Origin of the sequence: [Acidovorax] ebreus TPSY (assembly GCF_000022305.1) — a bacterium.
Lineage (GTDB): Bacteria > Pseudomonadota > Gammaproteobacteria > Burkholderiales > Burkholderiaceae_C > Diaphorobacter > Diaphorobacter nitroreducens.
In genome coordinates, this window is the sequence record NC_011992.1 from 2,609,199 (window position 1) to 2,633,054 (window position 23,856).

23 protein-coding genes are annotated in these 23,856 nt (G+C 69.4%); 10 read left to right on the top strand and 13 right to left on the bottom strand.

What is annotated here, in order from left to right; genetic code table 11:
* Position 1: 1 nt before the first annotated feature.
* Positions 2–991 (bottom strand): 2-hydroxyacid dehydrogenase, encoded by a 990-nt coding sequence (locus DTPSY_RS12300; protein WP_015913836.1) that lies wholly within the window; start codon positions 989–991, stop codon positions 2–4.
* A gap of 144 nt (positions 992–1,135) precedes the next feature.
* On the opposite strand from DTPSY_RS12300, the gene DTPSY_RS12305 reads away from it, so the two are divergent.
* The 3 genes from DTPSY_RS12305 to DTPSY_RS12315 are packed head-to-tail and all read left to right on the top strand — an operon-like array spanning position 1,136 to position 4,027.
* Positions 1,136–2,392, top strand: coding sequence for a multidrug effflux MFS transporter (locus tag DTPSY_RS12305; RefSeq protein WP_015913837.1), 1,257 nt, complete (start codon positions 1,136–1,138; stop codon positions 2,390–2,392).
* The gene (gene miaA / locus DTPSY_RS12310; RefSeq protein ID WP_015913838.1) at positions 2,382–3,353 is read left to right on the top strand and encodes a tRNA (adenosine(37)-N6)-dimethylallyltransferase MiaA; all 972 of its coding nucleotides are present in this window, start codon (positions 2,382–2,384) and stop codon (positions 3,351–3,353) included. Before DTPSY_RS12305 ends, miaA begins: the two co-directional genes overlap by 11 nt.
* Positions 3,350–4,027 carry an ABC transporter ATP-binding protein gene (locus tag DTPSY_RS12315; protein WP_015913839.1) on the top strand — a complete coding sequence of 226 codons (678 nt, stop codon included), beginning with the start codon at positions 3,350–3,352 and terminating at the stop codon, positions 4,025–4,027. The genes miaA and DTPSY_RS12315 overlap by 4 nt, the downstream gene beginning before the upstream one ends.
* Here the strand turns inward: DTPSY_RS12315 and DTPSY_RS12320 are convergent.
* Positions 4,024–4,452, bottom strand: a complete 429-nt coding sequence (locus DTPSY_RS12320; RefSeq protein WP_015913840.1) for an Hsp20/alpha crystallin family protein — start codon at positions 4,450–4,452, stop codon at positions 4,024–4,026. The two genes, DTPSY_RS12315 and DTPSY_RS12320, sit on opposite strands and share 4 nt — an antisense overlap.
* A 137-nt stretch (positions 4,453–4,589) precedes the next feature.
* Here DTPSY_RS12320 and DTPSY_RS12325 point away from each other — a divergent pair, with 137 nt between their 5' ends.
* From DTPSY_RS12325 to DTPSY_RS12335, 3 genes are read left to right on the top strand one after another with little or no spacing between them, the layout of a single operon-like run.
* Positions 4,590–7,223, top strand: a complete 2,634-nt coding sequence (locus tag DTPSY_RS12325; protein ID WP_015913841.1) for an ABC transporter permease — start codon at positions 4,590–4,592, stop codon at positions 7,221–7,223.
* Positions 7,224–7,232: 9 nt separating this feature from the next.
* A complete protein-coding gene (locus DTPSY_RS12330; protein WP_015913842.1) occupies positions 7,233–8,324 on the top strand; it encodes a PLP-dependent cysteine synthase family protein in 1,092 nt (363 codons plus the stop codon).
* A complete protein-coding gene (locus DTPSY_RS12335; protein WP_015913843.1) occupies positions 8,324–9,466 on the top strand; it encodes a lipocalin-like domain-containing protein in 1,143 nt (380 codons plus the stop codon). The genes DTPSY_RS12330 and DTPSY_RS12335 overlap by 1 nt, the downstream gene beginning before the upstream one ends.
* Positions 9,467–9,668: 202 nt before the next feature.
* Here the strand turns inward: DTPSY_RS12335 and DTPSY_RS12340 are convergent, their stop codons facing one another.
* From DTPSY_RS12340 to DTPSY_RS12370, 7 genes are all read right to left on the bottom strand, one after another.
* The gene (locus tag DTPSY_RS12340) at positions 9,669–10,670 is read right to left on the bottom strand and encodes a branched-chain amino acid ABC transporter permease (protein WP_015913844.1); all 1,002 of its coding nucleotides are present in this window, start codon (positions 10,668–10,670) and stop codon (positions 9,669–9,671) included.
* An 18-nt stretch (positions 10,671–10,688) separates the two neighbouring features.
* Positions 10,689–11,573, bottom strand: a complete 885-nt coding sequence (locus tag DTPSY_RS12345) for a branched-chain amino acid ABC transporter permease (protein WP_015913845.1) — start codon at positions 11,571–11,573, stop codon at positions 10,689–10,691.
* 48 nt (positions 11,574–11,621) lie between these two features.
* Positions 11,622–12,818, bottom strand: coding sequence for an ABC transporter substrate-binding protein (locus DTPSY_RS12350; RefSeq protein WP_015913846.1), 1,197 nt, complete (start codon positions 12,816–12,818; stop codon positions 11,622–11,624).
* A gap of 83 nt (positions 12,819–12,901) precedes the next feature.
* Positions 12,902–14,104, bottom strand: a complete 1,203-nt coding sequence (locus DTPSY_RS12355; RefSeq protein ID WP_015913847.1) for an ABC transporter substrate-binding protein — start codon at positions 14,102–14,104, stop codon at positions 12,902–12,904.
* 44 nt (positions 14,105–14,148) lie between these two features.
* Positions 14,149–14,862: an ABC transporter ATP-binding protein gene (locus tag DTPSY_RS12360; RefSeq protein WP_015913848.1), complete on the bottom strand. Its 714-nt coding sequence runs from the start codon at positions 14,860–14,862 to the stop codon at positions 14,149–14,151.
* A gap of 1 nt (position 14,863) precedes the next feature.
* A complete protein-coding gene (locus DTPSY_RS12365) occupies positions 14,864–15,634 on the bottom strand; it encodes an ABC transporter ATP-binding protein (RefSeq protein WP_015913849.1) in 771 nt (256 codons plus the stop codon).
* Positions 15,635–15,806: 172 nt separating this feature from the next.
* Entirely contained in the window at positions 15,807–16,592 is a 786-nt protein-coding gene (locus tag DTPSY_RS12370; RefSeq protein ID WP_015913850.1) for a TOBE domain-containing protein, read from the bottom strand.
* Between the two features lie 119 nt (positions 16,593–16,711).
* On the opposite strand from DTPSY_RS12370, the gene modA reads away from it, so the two are divergent.
* The 3 genes from modA to modC all read left to right on the top strand — a co-directional run bounded on the left by modA (position 16,712) and on the right by modC (position 19,333).
* Complete coding sequence (modA, locus tag DTPSY_RS12375; RefSeq protein ID WP_015913851.1) at positions 16,712–17,473, top strand: molybdate ABC transporter substrate-binding protein; 762 nt, start codon at positions 16,712–16,714, stop codon at positions 17,471–17,473.
* A gap of 91 nt (positions 17,474–17,564) precedes the next feature.
* Positions 17,565–18,248, top strand: coding sequence for a molybdate ABC transporter permease subunit (gene modB, locus DTPSY_RS12380; protein WP_015913852.1), 684 nt, complete (start codon positions 17,565–17,567; stop codon positions 18,246–18,248).
* Between the two features lie 8 nt (positions 18,249–18,256).
* Positions 18,257–19,333, top strand: a complete 1,077-nt coding sequence (gene modC, locus DTPSY_RS12385; protein ID WP_041839052.1) for a molybdenum ABC transporter ATP-binding protein — start codon at positions 18,257–18,259, stop codon at positions 19,331–19,333.
* A 124-nt stretch (positions 19,334–19,457) separates the two neighbouring features.
* On the opposite strand, the gene DTPSY_RS12390 is transcribed toward modC, so the two are convergent.
* Genes DTPSY_RS12390 through DTPSY_RS12405 form a run of 4 tightly spaced genes read right to left on the bottom strand, consistent with a single transcriptional unit; the run spans position 19,458 to position 22,653 of the window.
* On the bottom strand, positions 19,458–20,312 hold the full coding sequence (locus tag DTPSY_RS12390; RefSeq protein WP_015913854.1) for a molybdate ABC transporter substrate-binding protein: 855 nt from the start codon (positions 20,310–20,312) through the stop codon (positions 19,458–19,460).
* Between the two features lie 9 nt (positions 20,313–20,321).
* A complete protein-coding gene (locus DTPSY_RS12395) occupies positions 20,322–21,146 on the bottom strand; it encodes an ABC transporter substrate-binding protein (protein ID WP_015913855.1) in 825 nt (274 codons plus the stop codon).
* Positions 21,143–21,919: an ABC transporter ATP-binding protein gene (locus DTPSY_RS12400; protein ID WP_015913856.1), complete on the bottom strand. Its 777-nt coding sequence runs from the start codon at positions 21,917–21,919 to the stop codon at positions 21,143–21,145. Before DTPSY_RS12400 ends, DTPSY_RS12395 begins: the two co-directional genes overlap by 4 nt.
* Positions 21,916–22,653, bottom strand: a complete 738-nt coding sequence (locus DTPSY_RS12405) for an ABC transporter permease (RefSeq protein ID WP_011806253.1) — start codon at positions 22,651–22,653, stop codon at positions 21,916–21,918. The genes DTPSY_RS12400 and DTPSY_RS12405 overlap by 4 nt, the downstream gene beginning before the upstream one ends.
* Positions 22,654–22,703: 50 nt before the next feature.
* Here DTPSY_RS12405 and DTPSY_RS12410 point away from each other — a divergent pair, with 50 nt between their 5' ends.
* Positions 22,704–23,825 carry a substrate-binding domain-containing protein gene (locus tag DTPSY_RS12410; protein ID WP_015913858.1) on the top strand — a complete coding sequence of 374 codons (1,122 nt, stop codon included), beginning with the start codon at positions 22,704–22,706 and terminating at the stop codon, positions 23,823–23,825.
* The last annotated feature ends 31 nt before the right edge of the window (positions 23,826–23,856 follow it).

The following is a 23,856-nucleotide window of genomic DNA, read 5'->3' on the forward strand; positions in this document are numbered from 1 at the left end:
GTCAGATCGGCGAGACCACGCCGCGGCCCGCAAAGTGGCCCTCGGCGTTGGCCAGGAAGCGGTCCACGCTGGCCTGCACGGCCTCGGGCGACCAGCCGGCCACGTGCGGGGTGAGCAGCACGTTGTCCAGGCCCACCAGCTCCTGCGGCGGCGCGGGCTCACTCTCGTACACATCCAGCCCCGCACCGGCAATGCGGCGCTCGCGCAGCGCAGCCGCCAGGGCCTGCGTGTCCACCACGCTGCCGCGCGCGATGTTCACCAGGTAGCCCTGCGGGCCCAGCGCCTGCAGCACCTCGGCATTGACGCGGTGGCGCGTGGACGCCCCGCCCGGCGTGGCGCACACCAGCACGTCGCACCAGGCGGCCAGCTCCTGCAGGCTGGGGAAGTAGCGGTGCGGCACCTCCGCGCGCGGGCTGCGGTTGTGGTAGCCGATCTCCATGTCAAAGCCTGCCGCCCGGCGCGCGATCTTGTGGCCGATGGTGCCCAGCCCAAAGATGCCCAGCCGCTTGCGCGAGACATTGGGCGGCAGGCCGATCGCATCGCGCCACACGCCCGCGCGGCACTGCTGGTCCAGGGTGCGCATGCCGCGCACGATGGCAATCAGCAGCCCGAACGCATGGTCGGCCACGCAGTCGTCGTTGGTGCCCGCGCCGTTGGCCAGCGCAATGCCGCGCGCGCGGGCGGCGTCCAGCGCCACGTTCTCGTAGCCCGCGCCCAGGGCACACACCAGCTCCAGCGCGGGCATGGCGGCGATCTCCTGCGCCGTGAGACCGACGGCGCCGATGGTCAGCACCGCCCTGAAGCGCGCGCCCTGCTGTGTGATGGCCTGGGCGCGCGCGTCGGGCGTGGGGGCATAGCAGACGTCAAAACGCTGGCCGATCTGGTCCAGGTGCTGCGGCGTCATGCCGTTGAGGATAAGCAAGGGAATGCGGGTGGTGGAGGTCACGGCGTTGCTCGAAGCTGAATGCGCGCAGTGGACTATGTTTTTCATAGCTGCTCGCGCTTGTCTATAGGGCGGTACAGGCCATTTTCATTCAAATGCGTTGGGCCTGTCCTGCGCACCGCTGCAAGCCCCGGCGGGGGTGCGGGGCCTTGGGTCTGCCGCGCCATCGACTCTGCTACCCTCGCGCGCATCATGTCCGTCCCGTCCGCCGCCATCGGCCCGCAGCAGGCGCCTCCGGTACCCGTGCCTGTGCCTCCCGGCCTGGCCATCCTGGTGCTGGCCCTGCTGCTGAGCATCCAGCCCGTCACCACCGATCTGTACCTGCCCGCCCTGCCCGCGCTCACGCGCAGCCTGAACGCACCCGTGGCCGCAGGCCAACTCACGCTGTCCGCGCTGCTGCTGGCCTTTGGCTGCTCGCAACTGGCATGGGGGCCGCTGTCCGACCGATTCGGCCGCCGGCCGGTGCTGCTCACCGGGCTGGCGATGTACACGCTGGCGGCGGTGGGCGCGGCGCTGGCGCCGTCGATGGCGGTGCTCATCGCCTGGCGCACGGCCCAGGGCGTCGCCATGGGCGCCGTGGTGATGTGCGCGCGCGCCATCGTGCGCGACCTGTACACGCCGCTGGCGGGCGCACGCGCCATGTCCAAGGCGCTGACCGGCTTGGGGTTCGTGGCCTGCCTGTGCGCGCCGCTGGGCGGGCTGCTGACCGAATGGTTCAACTGGCGCGCGGCACTGCTGGCGCTCACCGGCTACGCCATGGGCACGCTGGCGCTGGTGGCGCTGCGCATGCCCGAGACGCTGCACCAGCGCAACCCGCACGCCCTGCGCCCCGCCATGCTGGCAGGCACCGCGGCGCAGATATTGGGCACGCCCGCGTTCTGGGCGTTCTCGCTGCTCACCACGGCCAGCTATGGCGGGCTGTTCACCTTCCTGGCTGCTTCGTCCTTCGTCTACCTCGACGTGCTGGGCATTTCGCGCACGCAGTACGGGCTGGCGCTGCTGTCCACGGCCGTGGCGTACCTGCTGGGCACGCTGCTGTGCCGGCGGCTGCTGGCGCGCCAGGGCCTCAAGCGCACGGTCGCCATCGCCGGCGCGCTGTCGGCCAGCGGCGGCCTGCTGATGCTGCTGGCCGCCGCGCTGGGCTGGCACAGCGTGGCCGCGCTGCTGCCGCCGTTCTACCTCTACATGGTGGGCCACGGCATCCACCAGCCCTGCGGGCAGTCGGGCGCGGTGGGACCGTTCCCGCAGGCGGCGGGCATGGCCTCGGCGCTCAATGGTTTCATGATGATGCTGGCGGGCTTCGCCATCGGCCAGTGGCTGGGCGGGGCGCTGGACGGCAGCGTGTGGCCGCTGGTGCAAGGCGTGGCCCTGTGGTCGCTGCTGCTGGCCGCCATTGCCTGGACGCTGGTGCAGCGCCATGCCCCGCAGGAGGTTGCCCATGCCCGCTGACCACATTCCCGCGCTCGCACTGGCTGGGCCCACGGCCTCGGGCAAGACGGCAGCGGCGTTTGCCATTGCCGACGCGCTCGCGCCCCGCCTGCCGGTGGAGATCATCAGCGTGGACTCGGCCCTGGTGTACAGCGGCATGGACATCGGCACCGCCAAGCCCACGCCCGCCGAGCAGGCCCGCGTGCCGCACCACCTGATCGACATCCGCGACCCGCTGCAGGCCTACAGCGCGGCCGAGTTCGTGCAGGACGCCACGCGCCTGATCGGCGAGATCCGCGCGCGCGGCGCGCTACCGCTGCTGGTGGGCGGCACTATGCTGTACTTCAAGGCGCTGTTTGACGGCATCGACGACATGCCGCCCGCCGACGCCGCCGTGCGCGCGCGCCTGGAGGCCCAGGCGGCCGCCATCGGCTGGAGCGGCATGCATGCCGAACTGGCGCGCGTGGACCCGCCGACCGCCGCGCGCCTGGCACCCGGCGACAGCCAGCGCATCCAGCGCGCACTGGAGGTGTGGCATGTCTCGGGCCGGCCGCTGTCGAGCTTTCACACGACCAAAACCGTCGCTGCCAGCGCCCGCCCGATGAGCGCTGCAAGCCTTTTTTCCTTGGAACCACACGACCGCGCCTGGCTGCATGGGCGCATTGCCGAGCGCTTTCACGCCATGCTGGCCGCCGGCTTTCTGGACGAAGTCCTGCGCCTGCGTGCGCGCGGCGACCTGCACGCCGACCTGCCCAGCATGCGCTGCGTGGGCTACCGCCAGGCGTGGGAGTCACTGGACGGCCTCTACCCGATGAGCAGCCTGCCGGAGCGCGGCATTGCCGCCACGCGCCAGTTGGCCAAGCGCCAGATCACCTGGCTGCGCAGCATGCCCGAGCGCCATTCGATCGCCTGCGACGCGCCCGACGCCACTGCGCAACTGGTGCAGGCCGTGCGCGCGCGCGTGTGGGGTGGCGGCGCATGAGCCCCCAACCCACGACCCTGCTGCAGGTGCGCGGCCTTGCCAAGCGCTACGGCGGGCAGGCGGTGTTCGAGGGCGTGGATCTGCAGGTGCAGCGCGGAGAGTTCGTCGCCATCGTTGGCGACTCGGGCGTGGGCAAGTCCACGCTGCTCAACTGCCTGGCGGGGCTGGACCATTGGGATGCCGGTCAGGTGCTGCACGAGGGCGTGGATCTGGGGCAGTTGGACGACACGCAGCGCGCCCTGTGGCGCCGCGCCCATGTGGGCTTCGTGTTCCAGGCCTTCCATGTGCTGCCGCATCTGGACGTGGCACAGAACGTGGGCCTGCCGCTGATGCTGCTCAACCGCTCCGATGCGCGGCGCGTGCAGCAGATGCTGGCCGCCGTGGGCCTGGAAGGCCTGGGCGAGCGGCTACCGCAGCAGCTCAGCGGGGGGCAGTTGCAGCGCGTGGCCATTGCCCGCGCGCTGGTGCACCGCCCCGCCCTGCTGCTGGCCGACGAGCCCACGGGCAATCTGGACCCCACCACGGCGGCGCTGGTCATGGATCTGCTCATCGCCCAGACCCGCGAGCACGGCGCCGCGCTGGTGCTGGTGACCCATTCGCAGGCCGCCGCGGCGCGGGCGGACCGGGTGCTGCGCCTCACGGCGCAGGGTATCCGCCCGGCGCAAGCGATTTAGTCGATCGTCAGGCGCTGAGTCTTGTTGCCCTGCTTCTTGGCCAGCGTGAGCGTGAGCACGCCGTTGTCGTACTTGGCCTTGCACTGGGCGGCGTCCACATCCACGGGCAGTTGGAAGCTGCGCGCCACCGAGCCAAAGTAGCGCTCGCTGCGCAGCACCTTCTCGCCTTCTTTCTTCTCGTCGTGCTGGCGCACCTCGGCGCGCAGGCTGACCACGTTGCCATCAATGGAGATATGGATGTCCTCCTTGGGCACGCCGGGCACCTCGGCATGCACGGTGTAGGCGGCGTCGTCCTCCTTCACGTCGATCTTGATCTGCGACGGCGTGGGCAGCCCATCGCCGTGCAACGGGCGGACATAGAAGCCCGGCGCAAAGTCCTTGAAGAAATCGTCAAACAAGCTGCCACGGGTGACCAGTGAATTCATGATGAAACTCCTTCTTTCGAGAACAAGGTGAAGCGGCCCGCACGGGCCATCCGTCCGGCGAGGTCAGCCCCCGCCGTCTTCAGGCTATATAGGCGCTGTCGCGCCGCGGTTCAAGAACCCCCGCACGTTTGAATTTGATGCAGCGCAACTCCACGCGCCGCGGGCCGCACAATCGCGGCATGCTGACCGCCCTGCTGCGCACCTTCTCCTGGCGTGCGCTGCGCCACCACCCCTGGCGCAGCGCAGCCGCCGTGGCCGCCGTCATGCTGGGCGTGGCGCTGGGGTTCGCAGTGCATGTGATCAATGCGTCGGCGCTGGACGAGTTTTCGCAGGCCGTGCGCGCGGTCAACGGCCAGCCCGACCTGGAACTGCGCGCCACACGCGGCGCGCTGCCCGAATCGCTCTATGGCGAGGTTGCCCGCCAGCCGCAAGTGCGCCTGGCCAGCCCGTGGCTGGAAGTGCCGGTACGGGCGACCGCGACCAGCGGCCAGACACCCGTGGCGCTGCGCGTGCTGGGCGCCGATGCGCTGCTGCTGCCCGCCATGGCGCCGGCCCTGGCGCCGCGTGCCTACGACGGCGCCGACCGCCTGGCCATGCTGGCGCCCGCCAGCGTGTTCCTCAACCCTGCGGCGCAACAGGCGCTGGGCCTGGGCACCATCGACGCACAGACCCCCGCCATCACACTGCAGGCAGGCCTGGCGGCGCACCCCGTGCGCGTGGCGGGCACGGTGGCCGCGGGCGGCGCGCCCCTGGCGGTGATGGACATCGGCGCCGCGCAGGATCTGTTCGGCCGCACGGGGCAACTCACCCGCATCGACCTGCGACTGCAGCCCGGCAGCACGCCCGCCAGCGTGCAGCAGGCGCTGGCCGCCCTGCCCGGCTGGCCGGCGGGCGTGCAGTTCGCCGCACCGCAGGACGATGTGCAGCGGGTGGACAGCCTCTCGCGCGCGTACCGCGTCAACCTCACGGTGCTGGCGCTGGTGGCGCTGTTCACCGGAGGCTTCCTGGTGTATTCGGTGCTGGCGCTCAGCGTGGCGCAGCGCGCGCCGCAGTTCGCGCTGCTGGCCGTGCTGGGCACCACGCCGCGTGAGCGCCAGGCGCTGGTGCTGCTGGAATCCTGCGCGCTGGGCCTCATCGGCAGCGTGGCCGGCATCGCCCTGGGCACGGCGCTGGCGGCGCTGGCGCTCACCCTGCTGGGTGGCGACCTGGGCGGCGGCTACTTCACCGGCGCACAGCCTGCGCTGCAGTGGAGTACACCGGCGGCGCTCCTCTACGGCCTGCTGGGCGTAGCGGCCGCGCTGATCGGGGGTTGGTGGCCCGCGCGCCATGCACAGCACTTGCCACCGGCGCAGACCCTCAAGGGCCTGGGTGCGCAGGCCGGGCGCGGCGCGCGCGCCTGGATCGGTCTTGTTTTGATAGCTGCTAGCGCTTTGCTGGCAAAGCTTCCGCCCATTTTTGGCATACCGCTGGCGGCCTACGTGGCGGTGGGCCTGCTGCTGATCGGCGGCATTGCCCTGCTGCCCTGGCTGGTGCAGGCGCTGCTGGCGCGGCTGCAGCCGCTGGCGGCGGGCCATGCCCTGGCCCTGCTGGCGCTGGAGCGCGCCCGCCGCATGCGCGCCAGCGCCGCCGTGGCCGTGGGCGGCGTGGTGGCGGCGCTGAGCCTGGCCGTGGCGCTGACGGTGATGGTGGGCAGCTTTCGCGGCTCGGTCAGCCAGTGGCTGGACAGCGTGCTGCCCGCGCCGCTGTACCTGCGCGCGGCCGGCGGCGCCAGCGGCGACGAGGCCGCGGTGTTTCCCCCGGATTTCGTCCATGCCGTGGCGCGCCTGCCCGCCGTGGCGCGCGTGCAGGCGCTGCGCACCAGCAGCCTGCAACTGGCACCCGACCGCGCCCCCGTCGCGCTGCTGGCCCGGCCGCTGGAGGGCGATCCGGCCCGCGCTCTGCCACTGGTGGACCCTGCGCGCCCCGTGCCGCCAGGGCGCGTCGGCGTGTACGTGAGTGAGGCGGTGGTGGACCTGTACGGCGCCCGCCCAGGCGCGGACTGGCCGCGGCTTTCAGAGGTTTTCAGGCCTCCAGCCCAGTCTGGAAAAGCGCCAGCAGCTACATTTTTCGTAGCTGGTGTGTGGCGCGACTATGTGCGCCAGCACGGCGCCATCGCGCTGGACCTGCAGGACTTCGCGCGCCTAACGGGTGACGCGCGCGCCAGCGACCTGGCGCTGTGGCCCGCGCCGGGCAGCGAGGCCGGCGCGCTGCGCAGCGAGGTGCTGGAGCAGGCCCGCGAGAGTCTGGGCGCCTCGGCGGCGGATGCACTGGAATTCACCTCGGCCGATGCGATCCGCGCACGGTCGCTTGCGATCTTCGACCGCAGCTTCGCCGTCACCTACTGGCTGCAGGCGGTGGCCATCGGCATCGGGCTGTTCGGCGTGGCGGCCAGCTTCAGCGCGCAGGTGCTGGCGCGGCGCAAGGAGTTCGGGCTGCTGGCCCACCTGGGGCTCACGCGGCGGCAGATCCTGGCGGTGGTCGCCGGCGAGGGCGCGGCCTGGACGGCCGTGGGCGCGGTGGCCGGCACGCTGCTGGGCCTGGCCGTGGCGGCGGTGCTGGTACATGTGGTGAACCCGCAGAGCTTTCACTGGACCATGGACCTGGCCGTTCCGTGGCCGCGCCTGGGCGCGTTGGCCCTGGCCGTGGTGGCGGTAGGCTCGCTGACCGCCTGGCTGGCAGGCCGCCTGGCCGCGGGGCGCGACGCGGTGATGGCGGTCAAGGAAGACTGGTAGTCGCCGACAATGCGGGCCATGTTGTCCCCCTCCTCTCTTTCCGCCCCGGCGGCCGGCAGCGGCTGGCTACACGAGGCCATCGCCCGCATCGAGGCCGACTACCAGCGCAGCGCCGACACCCACCTGATCCCGCTGCCGCTGCCCGCGTTCGCCGGCGCCGGCATCGACCTGTATTTGAAGGACGAATCCACCCATCCCACGGGTAGCCTCAAGCACCGGTTGGCGCGCTCGTTGTTCCTGTACGCCCTGTGCAATGGCTGGGTGCGCGAGGGTTCCACCATCGTGGAGGCATCGAGCGGCTCCACCGCCGTGAGCGAGGCGTATTTCGCGCGGTTGCTGAGCCTGCCCTTCGTGGCGGTGATGCCGCGCAGCACCTCGGCCGAGAAGATCGCGCTGATCGAGTTCTACGGCGGACGCTGCCACTTCGTGGAGCGTGCGGGCGACGTGTACGACGCTGCGCGCGCCATCGCCGCCGACACGGGCGGCCACTACATGGACCAGTTCACGTACGCCGAGCGCGCGACCGACTGGCGGGGCAACAACAACATTGCCGAGAGCATGTTCACGCAGATGGCGCGCGAGCGGCACCCGGTGCCGCGCTGGATCGTGGTGGGTGCAGGCACGGGCGGCACCAGCGCCACCATCGGCCGCTACGTGCGCTACCAGCGCCACGCCACGCAGGTGTGCGTGGCCGACCCGGCGGGCTCGGTGTTCAGCGCCTACCACCGCACGGGCGATGCCACGCTCACCGCGCCGGGCTCGCGCATCGAAGGCATTGGCCGCCCGCGCGTGGAGCCGAGCTTCATCCGCACGCTGGTGAACCGCATGGAAGAAGTGGCCGACGACGACTCCGTCGCCGCCATGCGCGCGCTGTCCACCCTGCTGGGGCGGCGCGTCGGCCCGTCCACGGGCACCAACTTCGTCGCCATGCTGCGGCTGGCGCAGGAGATGCGTACGCAGGGGCAGCAGGGGTCGATCCTCTCGCTGCTGTGCGACGCGGGCGAGCGCTACCTGCCCACCTACCACGACGACGCCTGGGTGCAGCGCTGCCTGGGCGACTGCGCGGCCGCGCACGGGCGGCTGCAGGCGCTGCTGGCCTGATGGTCGGGCGCCGCGCGGTGCTGGCATTCGCGGCCCAGGGCGCGCTGGGTAGTGCTGCCTGCGGCTGGGCTGCTCCCGCCTGGGCCCTGGCGCCGCGCACGCTGGCCTTCCCGCGCGACCACGGCAGTCACCCCGATCTGCGCACCGAGTGGTGGTACATCACCGGCCATGCGCAGGCCGACGAGCGGCAGTGGGGCTTTCAGATCACCTTTTTTCGCACGCGCGTGGAGGCCACGCAGGGCATGCAGTCGGCCTTCGCCGCGCGCCAGCTCGTGTTTGCGCACGCGGCGCTGACCGACGTGCAAGGCCGTCGCCAATTGCACGACCAGCGCATTGCCCGCGCGGGCTTCGGCATTGCCGAGGCGCTGGAGGGCGACACGCAGGTGCGCCTGCGCGACTGGTCGCTCACGCGCCATGCCAGCAGCGCGCCGGGCGGCAGCCGCTACGAGGTGCGCGCGCAGGCAGAAGGATTTGCGCTGGAGCTGGACTGCGCCAGCACCCAGCCCGTGCTGCTGCAGGGCCAGGCCGGCCTGTCGCGCAAAGGGCCCCACGCGGCGCAGGCCAGCTACTACTACAGCCAGCCCCAGTTGGCCGTGACGGGCGCTATCACCCTCGCGGGCCGGCGCATGCCGGTGCAACCACTGGCCGCGCCCGCCAACCGCGCCTGGATGGACCATGAGTGGAGCGAGGCGCTGATGCACCCCGAGGCCGTGGGCTGGGACTGGATCGGCATGAACCTGCACGACGGCGCCGCACTCACCGCGTTCCGCCTGCGGCGCGCCGACGGCAGCACGCTCTGGACCGGGGGTTCCTGGCGGCCCGCAGGAGCGGACGCCGCGCAGGTGTTCGCGTCCGAGGCCGTGGTGTTCTCCCCGCTGCGCCACTGGCACAGCCCGGCCAGCGGCGCGCGCTACCCGGTGCAGTGGCGCGTGGACACGCCCGCGGGCGGCTTCATCGTGCGTGCGCTGCTGGACGCGCAGGAGCTGGACAGCCGCGGCTCCACCGGCGCGATCTACTGGGAAGGACTGTGCACGCTGCATGCATCGCGGGCGCGGGGCGATGCGGGCGAACCGGCCGGCCCCGAGGTGGGGCGCGGCTATCTGGAAATGACGGGCTATGCGCAGCGCCTGCGGCTGGGCTGACGGCGCGGCCTGTCGCTATGCATGTGATAGCTGCCAGCGCTTTGCTTTTGGGTATTTCCACCCGGTTTGTATCTAAAACCTAGACACAACAAGCGCCGCCAGCTATCAAAAACAAAGCGGCCATGCAGGGCGGTTGCCGCGCATGGCCGAGGGTGCCGCCGGCCTGGGGGCTTGGCCCAGCCGGCATGCGGTGACGAGGGCGTCAATGGCTGCCGCTGCCCCCCGTGCGGCGGCGCTCCAGCCAGGCGATGATCTCGCCCATGATGCCGCGGCGGAAGGCCAGCACGCAGACCACGAAGATCAGGCCCGTGACGATGGTCACCGACTCGCCCAGGGTGTTGAACCAGTCGATGCTCGTGAGCTGCGCAAGCAGCGTGCCCAGCTCGCCGATCTTGTTCTCCAGCAGCACCACCACGGCGGAGCCTACCAGCGGGCCGCTCAGCGTGCCCAGGCCACCCACCAGCGTCATCAGAACCACGTGGCCGGAGGCGCTCCAGTGCACGTCGGACAGCGTGGCGAAGCCCAGCACCAGGGTCTTGAGCGCGCCGGCCAGACCCGCAATGGCGGCCGAGATCACGAAGGCCAGCAGCTTGAAGCGGTTGGTGTCGTAGCCCAGCGAGATGGCGCGCGGCTCGTTTTCCTTGATGCCCTTGAGCACCTGCCCGAACGGCGAGTGGATGGTGCGCACGATCAGCAGGAAGGCCACCACCACCACGATCAGGCACACGTAGTACATGGTCAGGTCGCTCGACAGGTCGAGCACGCCGAACAGCTTGCCGCGCGGCACGCCCTGCAGGCCGTCCTCGCCGCCCGTGAAGGGCGCCTGCAATGCCGCGAAGAACAGCATCTGTGCCAGGGCCAGCGTGATCATGGTGGCGTAGATGCCCTGGCGGCGAATGGCGAAGAAGCCCATCACCAGCCCCAACAGCGCGCCGGCCAGCAGGCCGGCCAGCAGGCCGAGCTCGGGCGTGGCGCCCCACACCTTCACGGCATGGCCCGTCACGTAGGCCGCGCCGCCCAGGAAGGCCGCATGGCCGAAGGACAGCAGGCCCGTGTAGCCCAGCAGCAGGTTGAAGGCCGAGGCGAACAGCGCGAAGCACAGCAGCTTCATCACGAACACCGGGTAGGCGCCAAGGAAGGGCGCGACGATCAGGCCGAGCAGCAGCAGGCCGTAGCCAATGGGAGCGAATTTATTGACGTTCATGTGGTTCACCCCGTTGGCTTACTTCTCTTTGCCGAACAGGCCGGCGGGGCGGATGAGCAGGACGATGGCCATGATGACGAACACGACGGTGGACGAGGCTTCGGGGTAGAACACCTTGGTGAAGCCCTCGATCACGCCCAGGCCCAGGCCGGTGAGGATGGAGCCCATGATGGAGCCCATGCCGCCGATCACCACCACCGCGAACACGACGATGATGAGGTTCTGGCCCATCAGCGGCGTGACCTGGTACACGGGCGCCGCCAGCACGCCGGCAAAGGCCGCGAGCGCTGCGCCGAAGGCGTAGGTCAGCGTCACCATGACGGGCACGTTGACGCCGAAGGCTTCCACCAGGCGGGGGTTCTCGGTACCGGCGCGCAGGTAGGCGCCCAGCTTGGTCTTCTCGATCACGTACCAGGTGGCGACGCACACCACGATGGAGGCCACCACCACCCAGGCGCGGTAGTTGGGCAGGATCATGAAGCCGAGGTTGGTCGCGCCCTCCAGCAGCTCGGGCGTGTCGTAGCCCAGGCCGGAGACGCCGTAGATGGAGCGGAACACGCCCTCGATCATCAGCGTGAGGCCCAGCGTGAGCAGCAGGCCGTACAGGTGGTCGAGCTTGTAGATCCAGCGCAGCAGGAGCCGCTCGATCACCACACCGATCACCCCTACGATCAGCGGAGCACAGATCAGCATCACCCAGTAGTTGACGCCGAAATAGTTCATGGCCATCCAGGTGATCAGCGCCCCCAGCATGAACAGCGCACCATGCGCGAAGTTGATCACGTTGAGCAGGCCGAAGATGACGGCCAGCCCCAAACTGAGGATCGCGTAGAACGAGCCATTGACCAGCCCCAGGAGGAGCTGACTCAGCATGGCCGGCAATGAAACACCAAAAATTTCCATGGGAACTGAACGCTGATGTAGGGGAGTCGGATCAGGAGAGCAGCGCGATCACTTCCAGAGGGCGCACTTGCTCTCGGCCTTGGTGGTGAACACCTGTTCACCCGGCAGTTTCTTGATGAGCTTGTAGTAGTCCCAGGTGCCCTTGGACTCGGACGGCGACTTCACCTGCATGAGGTACATGTCGTGCACGTAGCGGCCGTCGGCACGCAGGTAGCCGGAACCGAAGAAGTCGTTCATCTTCATGGCGCGCCAGGCCTCCATCACCTTGTCGGCGTCGGTGGTCTTGGCGGCCTCGACGGCCTTCAGGTAGTTCATCGTGGCCGAGTAGTCGGCAGCCTGGATCTCGGTGGGGCGGCGCTTGGTCTTGGCCATGAACTTGTCGGCGAACTTGCGCGTCTCTTCGTTCAGGTCCCAGTACCAGCTGGTGGTGAACTGCAGGCCTTCGGTGTTGCGCAGGCCCAGGCTGTGCACGTCGCTGAAGAAGATCAGCAGGCCGGCCAGCTTCATGCTGTTGCCGATGCCGAATTCCTTGGCCGCCTTGATCGAGTTGATGGTGTCGCCGCCGGCATTGGCCAGGCCCAGGATCTGCGCCTTGGAGTTCTGCGCCTGCAGCAGGAAGGACGAGAAGTCGGACGCATTCAGCGGGTGGCGCACCGCGCCCACCACCGTGCCGCCCTTGTCCTTCACGACCTTGGAGGTGTCGGCTTCCAGCGCATGGCCGAAGGCATAGTCCGCCGTCAGAAAGAACCAGCTCTTGCCGCCGCCATCGACGATGGCACCGCCCGTGCCCTTGGCCAAGGCCACGGTGTCGTAGGCGTAGTGCACGGTATAGGGCGTGCACTGGTCGTTGGTCAGCGCAGAGGACGCCGCGCCATTGTTGATCATCACGCGCTTTTTCTCTTCGGCGATCTTGGCCAGCGCCAGCGCAGTGCCGGAGTTGGTGCCGCTGAAGATCATGGTCAGGCCCTGCGTGTCGATCCACTCGCGCGCCTTGCTGGCAGCGATGTCAGCCTTGTTCTGGTGGTCGGCCGTCAGCAGCTCGATGGGCTTGCCCAGCACCTTGCCGCCGAAGTCGTCGATGGCCATCTGGATGGCCACGCCACCGTTCTTGCCTTCCACGTCGGCGTAGAGGCTGGACATGTCGGTGATGAAGCCGATCTTGACCTTGTCCTGCGCGTGCGCGGTCGACGCCATGAGCCCTGCGGCCCCGAGCACGAACGCCAATGTCGTGAGCTTCGCTTTCATGTGGTGTCTCCTTTGTCTTTCATGCTTTGGTTTGCAACGTCGACGCGCGCGGTCCCGGGCAGTGCCCGGGGCCGTGGCTCAACTCACTTCCACAGGGCGCACTTGCTCTCGGCCTTGGTGGTGAACACCTGGTCGCCGGGCAGCTTGGCCACGACCTTGTAGTAGTCCCAGGGTTCCTTGGATTCGGAGGGCGACTTCACCTGCATGAGGTACATGTCGTGCACGAAGCGACCGTCGGCGCGGATCGTGCCCTTGGCGTAGAAGTCGTCGATCGGCGTGGACTTGAGCTTCTCCATGACCTTGTCGGCATCGGTGGTGCCGGCGGCCTGCACGGCCTTCAGGTAGTTCATGGTGGCGGAGTAGTCGGCCGCGTGGATGTCCGTGGGCATGCGCTTGGTCTTGGCGAAGAACTTCTTGCCGAACTCGCGCGTCTTATCGTTCAGGTTCCAGTCCCAGCTGGTGGTCAGCAGCAGGCCTTCGGTGTTGCGCAGGCCCAGGCTGTGGATGTCGGTCAGGAACACCAGCAGGCCGGCCAGCTTCATGTTCTTGTTGATGCCGAATTCCTTGGCCGCCTTGATGGCGTTGATGGTGTCGCCGCCGGCGTTGGCCAGGCCCAGGATCTGCGCCTTGGAGTTTTGTGCCTGCAGCAGGAAGGAGGAGAAGTCGGACGCGTTCAGCGGGTGCTTCACGTTGCCTACCACGCGGCCGCCGTTTTCCTTGACCACCTTGGCGGTGTCGTTCTCCAGCGCCTGGCCGAAGGCGTAGTCGGCCGTCAGGAAGAACCAGTCCTTGCCGCCCTGCTTCACCACGGCGCCGCCCGTGCCCTTGGCCAGGGCCACGGTGTCGTAGGCGTAGTGCACGGTGTAGGGCGTGCACTGGTCGTTGGTCAGCGCGGAGGAACCGGCGCCGCTGTTGAAGTACACGCGCTTCTTCTCTTCGGCCACCTTGGCCATGGCCAGGGCGGTGCCGGAGTTGGTGCCACCGAACAGCATCGTCAGGTTCTGCGTGTCGATCCACTCGCGCGCCTTGCTGGCAGCGATGTCGGCCTTGTTCTGGTGGTCGGCGGAGAGCAGTTCGATGGGCTTGCCCAGCACCTTGCCGCCGAAGTCGTCGATGGCCATCTGGATGGCCAGAGCACCGTTTTTGCCTTCCACGTCGGCGTAGAGGCTGGACATGTCGGTGATGAAGCCGATCTTCACCTTGTCCTGTGCATGGGCCTGCATGGCGGATACCGCCAGGCCGGCGGCCCCCATCACTGCGACCAGTGTCTTGAGTGTCTTTTGCATTGTTGTCTCCTTGGTGGGTGCGAAACGAATGGGAAAGGGGTCGGTCAGACGCCCAGCAACTGGTTGAGCACGGGCATCTTGGCCGCCAGCTCGTCGGCGCCGAACTGCAGGGCGATCTGGCCGTGCTCCATGACGTAGAAGCGGTCGGCCAGCGGCGCGGCGAAGCGGAAGTTCTGCTCCACCATCACCACCGTGTAGCCCTTCTCGCGCAGCGTGATGATCATGCGTGCCAGCGCCTGCACGATCACGGGCGCCAGGCCTTCGGAAATTTCGTCCAGCAGCAGCAGCTTGGCGCCGGTGCGCAGGATGCGGGCCACGGCCAGCATCTGCTGCTCACCGCCCGACAGGCGCGTGCCCTGGCTGTTCTTGCGCTCGGCCAGGTTGGGGAACATGGCGTAGATCTCGTCGATCGACATGCCCTGCGAGCCCGTCTTGAGCACGGGCGGCAGCATCAGGTTCTCCTCGCACGACAGGCTGGAGAAGATGCCGCGCTCTTCGGGGCAGTAGCCCAGGCCCAGGTGCGCGATGCGGTGTGTGGGCAGGTGGATGGTCTCCACGCCGTGGATCTTCACCGAGCCCTTGCGTGCGCCGGTCAGGCCCATGATGGCGCGCATGGTGGAGGTGCGGCCCGCGCCGTTGCGTCCCAGCAGCGTGACCACCTCGCCGGGCTGCACGACCATGTCCACGCCGTGCAGCACGTGCGACTCGCCGTACCAGGCTTCGAGATTGCGGATTTCCAGTGCGGGGGTGCCGGCCATGTCAGTGCGCCCCCTGCAGTTGGCCGTCGGTCGTGCCCATGTACGCTTCCATGACTTGCGGATTCTTTGAGACTTCTTCGTAGGGCCCTTCGGCCAGGACGGCGCCGCGCTGCAGCACCGTGATGCGGTCGGCGATGGTCGAGATGACCTTCATGTTGTGCTCCACCATGAGGATGGTGCGGCCCGCGGACACCTTCTTGATGAGCTGCGTGACGCGGTCCACGTCCTCGTGGCCCATGCCCTGCGTGGGCTCGTCCAGCAGCATCAGTTCGGGCTCCATGGCCAGCGTGGTGGCGATCTCCAGCGCACGCTTGCGGCCATAGGGCAGGTTCACCGTGACCTCGTCGGCCAGCTCCTGCAGGCCGACCTCGGTCAGCAGTTGCACCGCACGGTCGTTGAGCTGGCTGAGGCTGCGCTCGCTGCGCCAGAAGTGATAGCTCGTGCCCAGCTTGCGCTGCAGGCCCAGGCGCACGTTCTCCATCAGCGTGAGGTGAGGGAACACCGCCGAGATCTGGAACGAGCGAATCACGCCGCGCCGCGCGATCTGCGCCGGCTGCTCACGCGTGATGTCGTGGCCGTTGAAATGGATGGTGCCCGATGTGGGCTCCAGGAACTTGGTCAGCAGGTTGAAGCAGGTGGTCTTGCCTGCGCCGTTGGGGCCGATCAATGCGTGGATGGACCCGCGGCGCACGCTCAGATTCACATCGCTGACCGCGGTGAAGCCCTTGAATTCCTTGGTGAGGCGGGATGTTTGCAGTATGACGTCGCTCATTGTCATCAGGCACGCGCCGCGCGGGGTGCGCGACACAGACCGTCTCCATGTTTATGTTGCACCGCATCCTAAAGTGCCACCCCGTGCGCCATAACTGGGAGAAATGCCTATGTATAAACGCCTACGTAGGAACGCTTCATGCCCCCGGCCAACACGGGGCCTTGCGGGTCATTCATGCGCTCTCGGCGGCGATCACGATGGCCGACTCCTCGGCCACCATGACGACACGCGAGCGCACGCGCAGCCCCGATCCCGCGGCAGCGAATCCCACCATCTGCATGCCCGCTTCCAACTGCGCCGCGACCTCGTCTCCCAACTCGCCGCGCGACACGCGCGCGGCCCGAGCGGCCCACTGATTGGCGGCACCCAGCGCAGGCGCGCGTGCCGCAGCCAGCACCCGCACGGCCGTGGCCTTGCACAGCGCCTGCACGGGCACGCCCGGGCGCAGGCCCAGCAGCTCGGCGCTCTCGCGCGTGATGCGCGAAAACACCTGCAGCTGCGCCGAGTCGCCCGCCCCACGCAGATGCACGCGCACGATCTGCCCACACGCCTGCATGCCTTGCACGATGCAGGGCCATTGGTTGCGCATGCTGGTGCGCACCGCCAGCCGCGCGGCGACCGCCTGTGCGCCGCCGCCCTCGCCCACCCCAGCCAGCACCGTGGCGCGTACCTGCCGCATCGCATCGGCCGCCTCCAGCAACTGCCACCCCGCGGGCGTGAGGCGCGCGCCGCCGCCGCCCACGCCGCCCACCACGCGCTCCACCAACGGTGCGCCGGCCAGGTTGGTCAGCGTATCCAGCGCCTGCCACGCGGCCTTGTAACTGACGCCCACGGCACGCGCCGCCTGGGAGATGGAGCCGCCCTGCCCGATCTGGCGCAGGATGTCGATGCGCTTGTCGGCCATGCCATGGCCGAGGGCGTCGAGGAACGATACGGAATGCTGCATGGGCGCGATCATGCCGCCTTGCGCGCGCGGGCGACAAGGCGCTTGGGGCGCGCGCGGCATGTTGCAAACGGCATGCACGGGTGGGTAGCTATACTTCTCGCTATTCACAAATGGAATAGCGAGGTCCTCTCATGTCCGGTTTCCCTGTTCGCTCCATACTGTGGTCCGCTCTGGCTGCCGCTGCCCTGCTGCCGGCAGCGCACGCGGGTGAGGTATCGGTGGCCGTGGCCGCCAACTTCACCGCGCCCATGCAACGGATCGCCGCGCAGTTCGAGCAGGACACGGGCCACAAGGCCGTGCTGTCCTTCGGCGCTACCGGCAAGTTCTACGCGCAAATCGCCAACGGCGCGCCGTTCGGGGTGCTGCTGGCGGCCGACGACGCCACGCCGCAGAAGATCGCCCGCGAGGGCCTGGGTAACGGCGCCACGCGCTTCACCTACGCCATCGGCCGGCTGGTGCTGTGGAGCAAGCAGCCCGGCTATGTGGATGCCGAAGGCCAGGTGCTGCGCACCGGCGACTGGAAGCACATCGCCATCGCCAACCCCAAGCTGGCGCCCTACGGCCTGGCCGCGATGCAGACGCTGGACAAGCTGGGCCTTGCGGCGCAGGTGCAGCCACGCGTGGTCACGGGCGAGAACATTGGCCAGACCTACCAGTTCGCCGCATCGGGCAACGCGCCACTGGGCTTCGTGGCGCTCTCGCAGGTGATGGAGAACGGCCAGTTGCGCGAAGGCTCGGCCTGGGTCGTGCCCGCCACCATGCACGCACCGATCCGCCAGGACGCCATCGTGCTCCAGCGGGGCCAGGGCAACCCCGCGGCCGACGCGCTCATGCAGTACCTGCGCGGCGAGAAAGCGCGCGCCGTCATCCGTGCCTACGGCTATGATTTTTGAAGCGCCTTGCGCATGATGGTGGGGAGTTTCCCAGCCATTCCGACTAACAAGCCCGACAAAACAAGCGCCGAAAGCTCTTGTTTTAATAGCATTGAACACACCCCCGATTGGCCCTGACGACTGGGCCGCCATCTGGCTCACGCTGCAGCTGGCCAGCGTCACCACCGTGCTGCTGCTGGTGCTGTGCACACCGCTGGCCTGGTGGCTGGCCCACACGCGCTCGCGCTGGCGCGGCCCCGTGGGGGCCGTGGTGGCGCTGCCGCTGGTACTGCCGCCCACGGTGATCGGCTTCTATCTGCTGGTGAGCATGGGGCCAGGCGGCGCCATCGGGCAGCTGACCGAGGCGCTGGGCCTGGGACGGCTGCCGTTCACCTTCCCGGGGCTGGTCGTCGGCTCCCTCGTGTATTCGCTGCCGTTCGCCGTGCAGCCGCTGCAGCGCGCCTTCGAAGCGCTGGGCCGCCGGCCGCTGGAGGTGGCGGCCACGCTGGGCGCCAGCCCGCTGGATCGGTTCTTCAGTGTCGCCCTGCCCTTGGCGCGCCCCGGTTTCGTGACGGCCGCCATCCTGAGCTTTGCGCACACGGTGGGCGAATTCGGCGTGGTGCTCATGCTGGGCGGCAACATCCCCGGGGTGACGCGCGTGGTGTCGGTGCAGATCTACGACCATGTGGAAGCCCTGGAGTACGCCCAGGCGCACTGGCTCGCCGGCGGCATGGTGGCGTTCTCGTTCATCGTGCTCATGCTGCTGCACTGGCTGCAGCCCAGGGGGGGGCGATGACGGGCGCAATGAACGGCATTCACGCCCGGCTGTCTTTGGCGCGGCCGGACTTCACGCTGGACGTGCAGCTGGCGCTGCCGGGCCATGGGGTGACGGCGCTGTTCGGCCCCTCGGGCTGCGGCAAGACCACCTGCCTGCGCGCGCTGGCGGGGCTGGAGAGCGCGCGCGGCAGCGTACAGGTCAACGGCGAAGTCTGGCAGGACGACGCCACCGGCCAGTGGCGCCCCACGCACCAGCGCGCGCTGGGCTATGTGTTCCAGGAGGCCAGCCTGTTCGCGCACCTGGACGTGCGCCGCAACATGGAATACGGCCTGCGCCGCCAGCCACCCGCACGCCGCCGCGTGTCGCTGGAGCAGGCGGTGGAACTGCTGGGCCTGGGCGCCCTGCTGCCCCGCATGCCCCACACCCTCTCGGGCGGCGAGCGCCAGCGCGTGGCCATTGCGCGGGCCCTCGCCACCAGCCCGCGCGTGCTGCTGATGGACGAGCCCCTGGCTGCACTGGACGCCGGGCGCAAGGCCGAGGTCATGCCCTACCTGGAGCGCCTGCAGCGCAGCCTGGACATTCCCGTGCTCTACGTGAGCCACTCGAGCGACGAGGTGGCCCGGCTGGCCTCCCACCTGGTGCTGCTGCAGGCCGGCCGCGTCACGGCCCAGGGCCCCACGGCCGAGCTGATGGCGCGGCTGGACCTGCCCCTGGCGCACGGCGACGCCGCCGCCGCGCTGGTGCAGGGCCGCGTGCTGGCGCACGATGCGCACGACCAGTTGCTGACCGTGGCCATCGACAGCGGGCAGATTCAGTTGGCCAGCGGCCGCCCGCGCGCCGTGGGCGAGAGCGTGCGTCTGCGCGTGCTGGCGCGCGACGTGAGCCTGGCGCGCACACGCGCGGCGGACAGCAGCATCCTGAACCTGCTGCCCGCGCGCATCACGCAGTTGGCCGACGGCGGCCCCGGCCAGGTGCTGGTGGCGCTGGACGTGGCGGGCACCACGCTGCTGGCGCGCATCACGCTGCGCTCTTGCCGCACGCTGGCGCTGGCCGTGGGCGATGAGGTGTTTGCGCAGGTCAAGGGCGTGGCGCTGGTGGACTGAGGCGATCACTCCTGCGGACGCACGGCGCTACACGTCATCTGGGCCAAAAATGCCGCGACACGCAGGTGCGCCCACCCATTGTCAAGTTCAACGCCCGCGATGGTGAAGCCGTGCCGCGCGCCGCTCAGGGCGCGGCAAATCCCAGGCGCCGCAGCACGCGCTGCGCGGGCTCGGCCATCAGGGTCTGGGCAAAGTCCAGCGCGGCCTGGGGCGCACCGCGACGCACCGTAAGCCCATAAGCTGCAGCCACCTGCAGCTCTGGCGGCACCTGCACCACCTGCAGCGCCGGCACTTCGCGCTGGGCAGAAACGGCGTTGGTGCAGTAGGTCAGAAACACGTCCGCCCGCCCCTCGGCCATGACCCAGGCATAGGTGCCGCGACCGGGTGGCGCCTTGGGCGAGGTGGGCCCGCCGGTCAGTTGCAGCGCCTTGGCCTCCAGCCGCGCAAAGGCGCCGGGGCGTACCTGCTCCGCCCGGCGAAACAGCTCCCAGGCATAGTCGCCCGACGGGTCCGACTGGGGCGTGGAGGTGCCCAGCCGCATGTCGGCGCGCAGCAGCGTGTCCAGCAGGTTGGCCGTGGTCACCGGCACGCCGGGCGCAGCCAGTGCACACAGGGCATTGCGGGTGAACACCTGCAGCGCGCCCCAATCGCCCGCGCGCGCCAGGCGCTGCGGGTGCTCGGTATCGGCGGAGGCGAATACCATGGCCGGCTCGCCGGACTCGATGCGCTCGCGCAGCAGGCCGGACGCTCCGAAGGTCAATGCCACCTTCTGGCCCGTGCGCACCTCGTGCTCACGCGCAATCTCGGTGAAGGCCTCGCGCAGGCTGCCGGCGGCATAGACGGTCACGTTCGTGGCCGCGCCCATACCCGCGGACGGCGTGCTTGCACCCATTGCCGTGTCGCCAGGCTGGGCGCAGCCGCTCAACACGGCGGCCATTGCGGCCACGCCGGCCACGCAGAGCAAGGAACGGCGGTCCATGGCATGGCCTTACGGGTTGGCGTTGGGGAAGAACAGCTGCTCGCCGTTGATCTTGTAGCCGGCGATGGCGCTCTGGCCCGCGGGCGAGACCACCCAGTCCACGAACTTCTGCGCCTCGGCCTGCTTCACATGCGGGTGCTTGGCGGGGTTCACCATCATCACGCCATACTGGTTGAACAGGCGCTTGTCGCCTTCCACCAGCACCGCGAGGTTGTCGCGGTTCTTGAAGTTGAGCCAGGTGCCGCGGTCCGTCAGCGCGTACGCACCGCTGGAGGCCGCGATGTTCAGCGCCGGGCCCATGCCGCACCCGCATTCCTTGTAGCCGCTGCCCTTCACGCCCTCGGTGGCGATCTTCCAGTAGCGCAGCTCGGCTGCATGGGTGCCGCTCTTGTCACCGCGCGAGATGAACTCCGCGTTGGCCGCGGCGATCTTCTTGAGTGCGGCGGCGATGTCGTTGCCCTTGGTGCCGGCAGCATCCGCCTTGCCACCCACGAGGATGAAGTCGTTGTACATGACCGGGTAGCGCTTCACGCCCCAGCCGTCGGCCACGAACTTCTCCTCGGCCACCTGGTCGTGCACGAACAGCACGTCGGCGTCGCCGCGGCGCGCCATGTCCAGCGCCTGGCCGGTGCCCACCGCCACCACCTTCACGTCGATGCCGGTGGCCTGCTTGAAGGCCGGCAGCAGGTGGGTGAACAGGCCCGACTGCTCGGTCGAGGTGGTCGACGCCATCGTGATGGCCTGTGCCGCAGCGCTGCCATAAGCTACCAAAGCAATAGCTGCTACCGCAGTCTGGGTAAGCGCCAGGGGCCAAAAACGCTTGTAACTCTTCATGCCATTTCTCCTTTGACGAACAGACGGGCGGCCTCGGGCAGGGGGCCGTTGAAAAAATCGTGCACGGGCAGGTCCGCCAGCACGCGCCCGTGCTCCAGGTAGAGCACACGGCTGGCCAGGCGCTTGACCTGTCCCAGGTTGTGGCTGCTGAACAGCATGGTCACCGGCTGATCGGGGCCAGCGCTGCCGTGGCTGGCGGCGAAGTCGGCCATCAGCGATTCGATCTCGCGCTTGGCATGCGGGTCCAGGCTGGCGGTGGGCTCGTCCAGCAGCAGCACGTCGGGCCGCAGGGCCCAGGCGCGCGCAAACGCCAGCCGCTGCTGCTGCCCGCCGGACAAGGTGCGCGCGTTCTGCCGCGCGATGTCCTGCAGCCCCACGCGGTGCAGCGCCACGGCGGCCTGGGCGCAGGCCTCCTGCCAGCGCACCCGGCGCAGCCACAATCCCAGCGCCACGTTGTTCAGCGCGCTGGTGCGCAACACGAAAGGCCGCTGGAACACCATGGCCACGCGCGGCGCGCCGTCGCGGCGCAGCTGTCCCGCGCTGGGCCGCACCAGGCCGTGCAATGCGCGCAGCAGCGTGCTCTTGCCACTGCCGTTGGCACCCACCAGAGCCACGCGCTCGCCGGGCATCACACGCAGATTGACTCCGGCCAGCGCCTGCACCGCGCCGTAGCGCACGGACAGCTCGCGCAGTGCAAACAACGGCGGCTCGATGGTGGAAACGTCGCCCGGGCTCTCCTCCCCGGGGAAGACAGGTGACGGCAGCGCGCTCATGCCCCCACCCCGGCCAGGCCTCCCACGGCGGCACCATCCACGCGTTCACGCCAGCGACGCAGCAGCGCAATGCCCACGTTGAGCAACAACACGACGCCCAGCAGCACGAGGCCCAGCGCCAGCGCCAGCGGCAGGTCGCCCTTGCTGGTCTCCAGCGCGATGGCGGTGGTCATGACGCGCGTGAAGCCGTCGATGTTGCCGCCCACGATCATCACCGCGCCCACCTCCGAGATGGCGCGGCCGAATGCGGCGATCAGCACCGTGAGCAGCGCATAGCGCTCGTCCCAGGCCACCAACAGGGCACGCAACAGGGTGCCGGCGCCCAGCGAGCGCAACTGCTCGCCATGCAGGCGGTCCACGTCCTCGACCACCTGGCGCGTAAGCGCGGTGACCACGGGCAACACCAGCAGCGCCTGCGCCAGCACCATCGCCTTGAAAGAAAACAGCCAGCCCAGGCTGCCCAGCGGGCCGGTGCGCGACAGCAGCAGGTACACGCCCAGGCCCACCACCACCGAGGGCACGGCCAGCAGGGTATTGAGCACCGCGAGCACCGCGTCGCGCCCGGCAAAGCGCGCCACGCCCAGCCATGCCCCCAGCACCACGCCCGCGCCGCAGGCGAGCAGGCAGGCCGTGGCACTCACGGCGAGCGAACGCACGACGATGGTCCACAAGGCGGCATCGGCGGAGGTGATGAGGTGCAGCGCCGTGGCGACGCTCTGGGTCATTGTGGACATGGGTTGGGCTATCGTATGCAGCAATCCAATACCCGGCGATATGAAAACTTGTGCATAGGATCCAACTCCACTACACGCTCGACCGCGACGCGGACGACGCGCTGATCCGCAATCCCCTGCTCGACATGCTGCAGGCCGTGGCGCAGCAGGGCTCCATCTCGGGCGCGGCGCGCGCGCTGGACCTGTCGTACCGCCACGTGTGGGGCGCACTCAAGCGCTGGGAAGAACAACTGGGCAGCGAGCTCATCGTCTGGGGCAAGGGCCAGTCCGCCCAGCTCAGCGAATTCGGCACCAAGCTGCTGTGGGCCGAGCGCCAGGCACAGGCACGGCTGGCGCCGCAGATCGAGGCGCTGCGCGCCGATCTGGAGCGCGCGTTTGCCGTGGCGTTCGACGAACATGCCCACGTGCTCACGCTGTATGCCAGCCACGACGATGCGCTGTCCGTGCTGCGTGCGTTCGCCACCGCGCCCGCCCACGCGGGCCAGGGCGGCGCGCTGCATCTGGACATCCGCTTCACCGGCAGCGTGGACGCGATCCGTGCACTCAACGAAGGGCGGTGCACCATCGCCGGCTTTCACACGCTGGAGGAGCCGGGCATGGATACCCTGGCCGCGCAGACCTACCGCCCGCTGCTGCAGCCGGGGCTGCACAAGGTGATCGGCTTCGCGCGCCGCGCGCAGGGCCTGATCGTGGCGCGCGGCAACCCGCTGGACCTGACCTCGCTGGCGGACGTGGCGCGCACGGGCGCGCGCTTCGTCAACCGCCCGCTGGGCACGGGCACGCGGGTGCTGCTGACCGACCTGCTCGCGCAGGCGGGCCTGGAACCCGCAGAGATCGAGGGCTACGACCGTGATGAGCCCTCGCACGCCGCGCTGGCGCAGGCCATCGCCGCCGGCAGTGCCGACGTGGGCATGGGCATCGAGCTGGCGGCGCGTGCGCGCGGGCTGGACTTCGTGCCGCTGGTGTACGAGCGCTACCACCTGGCCTGTCTGAAGTCTTCACTGGAGCAGCCGGCCACGCGCGCGCTGCGCGAACTGCTGCAGACCCCTGCCTGGCAACGGCGCATGGCTGCCATGCCCGGCTATGCGCCCATGCACTGCGGCGAAGTGCTGGCCATGAGCCGCGTGCTGCCGTGGTGGAACTTCACGCGCCGCAGGGCCGCGGCGCGCTGACGCCATGAGGCGGGGACCGCAGTCCCCGGCC

Bases quoted from the DNA above. Each gene is read 5' to 3' on its own strand.
- DTPSY_RS12390 (WP_015913854.1), bottom strand. From the start codon at position 20,312: ATGGACCGCCGTTCCTTGCTCTGCGTGGCCGGCGTGGCCGCAATGGCC.
- DTPSY_RS12325 (WP_015913841.1), top strand. From the start codon at position 4,590: ATGCAGCGCAACTCCACGCGCCGCGGGCCGCACAATCGCGGCATGCTG.
- DTPSY_RS12340 (WP_015913844.1), bottom strand. From the start codon at position 10,670: ATGAACGTCAATAAATTCGCTCCCATTGGCTACGGCCTGCTGCTGCTC.
- DTPSY_RS12355 (WP_015913847.1), bottom strand. From the start codon at position 14,104: ATGCAAAAGACACTCAAGACACTGGTCGCAGTGATGGGGGCCGCCGGC.
- DTPSY_RS12370 (WP_015913850.1), bottom strand. From the start codon at position 16,592: ATGATCGCGCCCATGCAGCATTCCGTATCGTTCCTCGACGCCCTCGGC.
- DTPSY_RS12300 (WP_015913836.1), bottom strand. From the start codon at position 991: ATGAAAAACATAGTCCACTGCGCGCATTCAGCTTCGAGCAACGCCGTG.
- DTPSY_RS12335 (WP_015913843.1), top strand. From the start codon at position 8,324: ATGGTCGGGCGCCGCGCGGTGCTGGCATTCGCGGCCCAGGGCGCGCTG.
- DTPSY_RS12320 (WP_015913840.1), bottom strand. From the start codon at position 4,452: ATGAATTCACTGGTCACCCGTGGCAGCTTGTTTGACGATTTCTTCAAG.
- DTPSY_RS12330 (WP_015913842.1), top strand. From the start codon at position 7,233: ATGCGGGCCATGTTGTCCCCCTCCTCTCTTTCCGCCCCGGCGGCCGGC.
- DTPSY_RS12405 (WP_011806253.1), bottom strand. From the start codon at position 22,653: ATGTCCACAATGACCCAGAGCGTCGCCACGGCGCTGCACCTCATCACC.
- DTPSY_RS12345 (WP_015913845.1), bottom strand. From the start codon at position 11,573: ATGGAAATTTTTGGTGTTTCATTGCCGGCCATGCTGAGTCAGCTCCTC.
- DTPSY_RS12400 (WP_015913856.1), bottom strand. From the start codon at position 21,919: ATGAGCGCGCTGCCGTCACCTGTCTTCCCCGGGGAGGAGAGCCCGGGC.
- miaA (WP_015913838.1), top strand. From the start codon at position 2,382: ATGCCCGCTGACCACATTCCCGCGCTCGCACTGGCTGGGCCCACGGCC.
- DTPSY_RS12305 (WP_015913837.1), top strand. From the start codon at position 1,136: ATGTCCGTCCCGTCCGCCGCCATCGGCCCGCAGCAGGCGCCTCCGGTA.
- DTPSY_RS12395 (WP_015913855.1), bottom strand. From the start codon at position 21,146: ATGAAGAGTTACAAGCGTTTTTGGCCCCTGGCGCTTACCCAGACTGCG.
- DTPSY_RS12365 (WP_015913849.1), bottom strand. From the start codon at position 15,634: ATGAGCGACGTCATACTGCAAACATCCCGCCTCACCAAGGAATTCAAG.
- DTPSY_RS12360 (WP_015913848.1), bottom strand. From the start codon at position 14,862: ATGGCCGGCACCCCCGCACTGGAAATCCGCAATCTCGAAGCCTGGTAC.
- modC (WP_041839052.1), top strand. From the start codon at position 18,257: ATGAACGGCATTCACGCCCGGCTGTCTTTGGCGCGGCCGGACTTCACG.
- DTPSY_RS12350 (WP_015913846.1), bottom strand. From the start codon at position 12,818: ATGAAAGCGAAGCTCACGACATTGGCGTTCGTGCTCGGGGCCGCAGGG.
- DTPSY_RS12315 (WP_015913839.1), top strand. From the start codon at position 3,350: ATGAGCCCCCAACCCACGACCCTGCTGCAGGTGCGCGGCCTTGCCAAG.
- modA (WP_015913851.1), top strand. From the start codon at position 16,712: ATGTCCGGTTTCCCTGTTCGCTCCATACTGTGGTCCGCTCTGGCTGCC.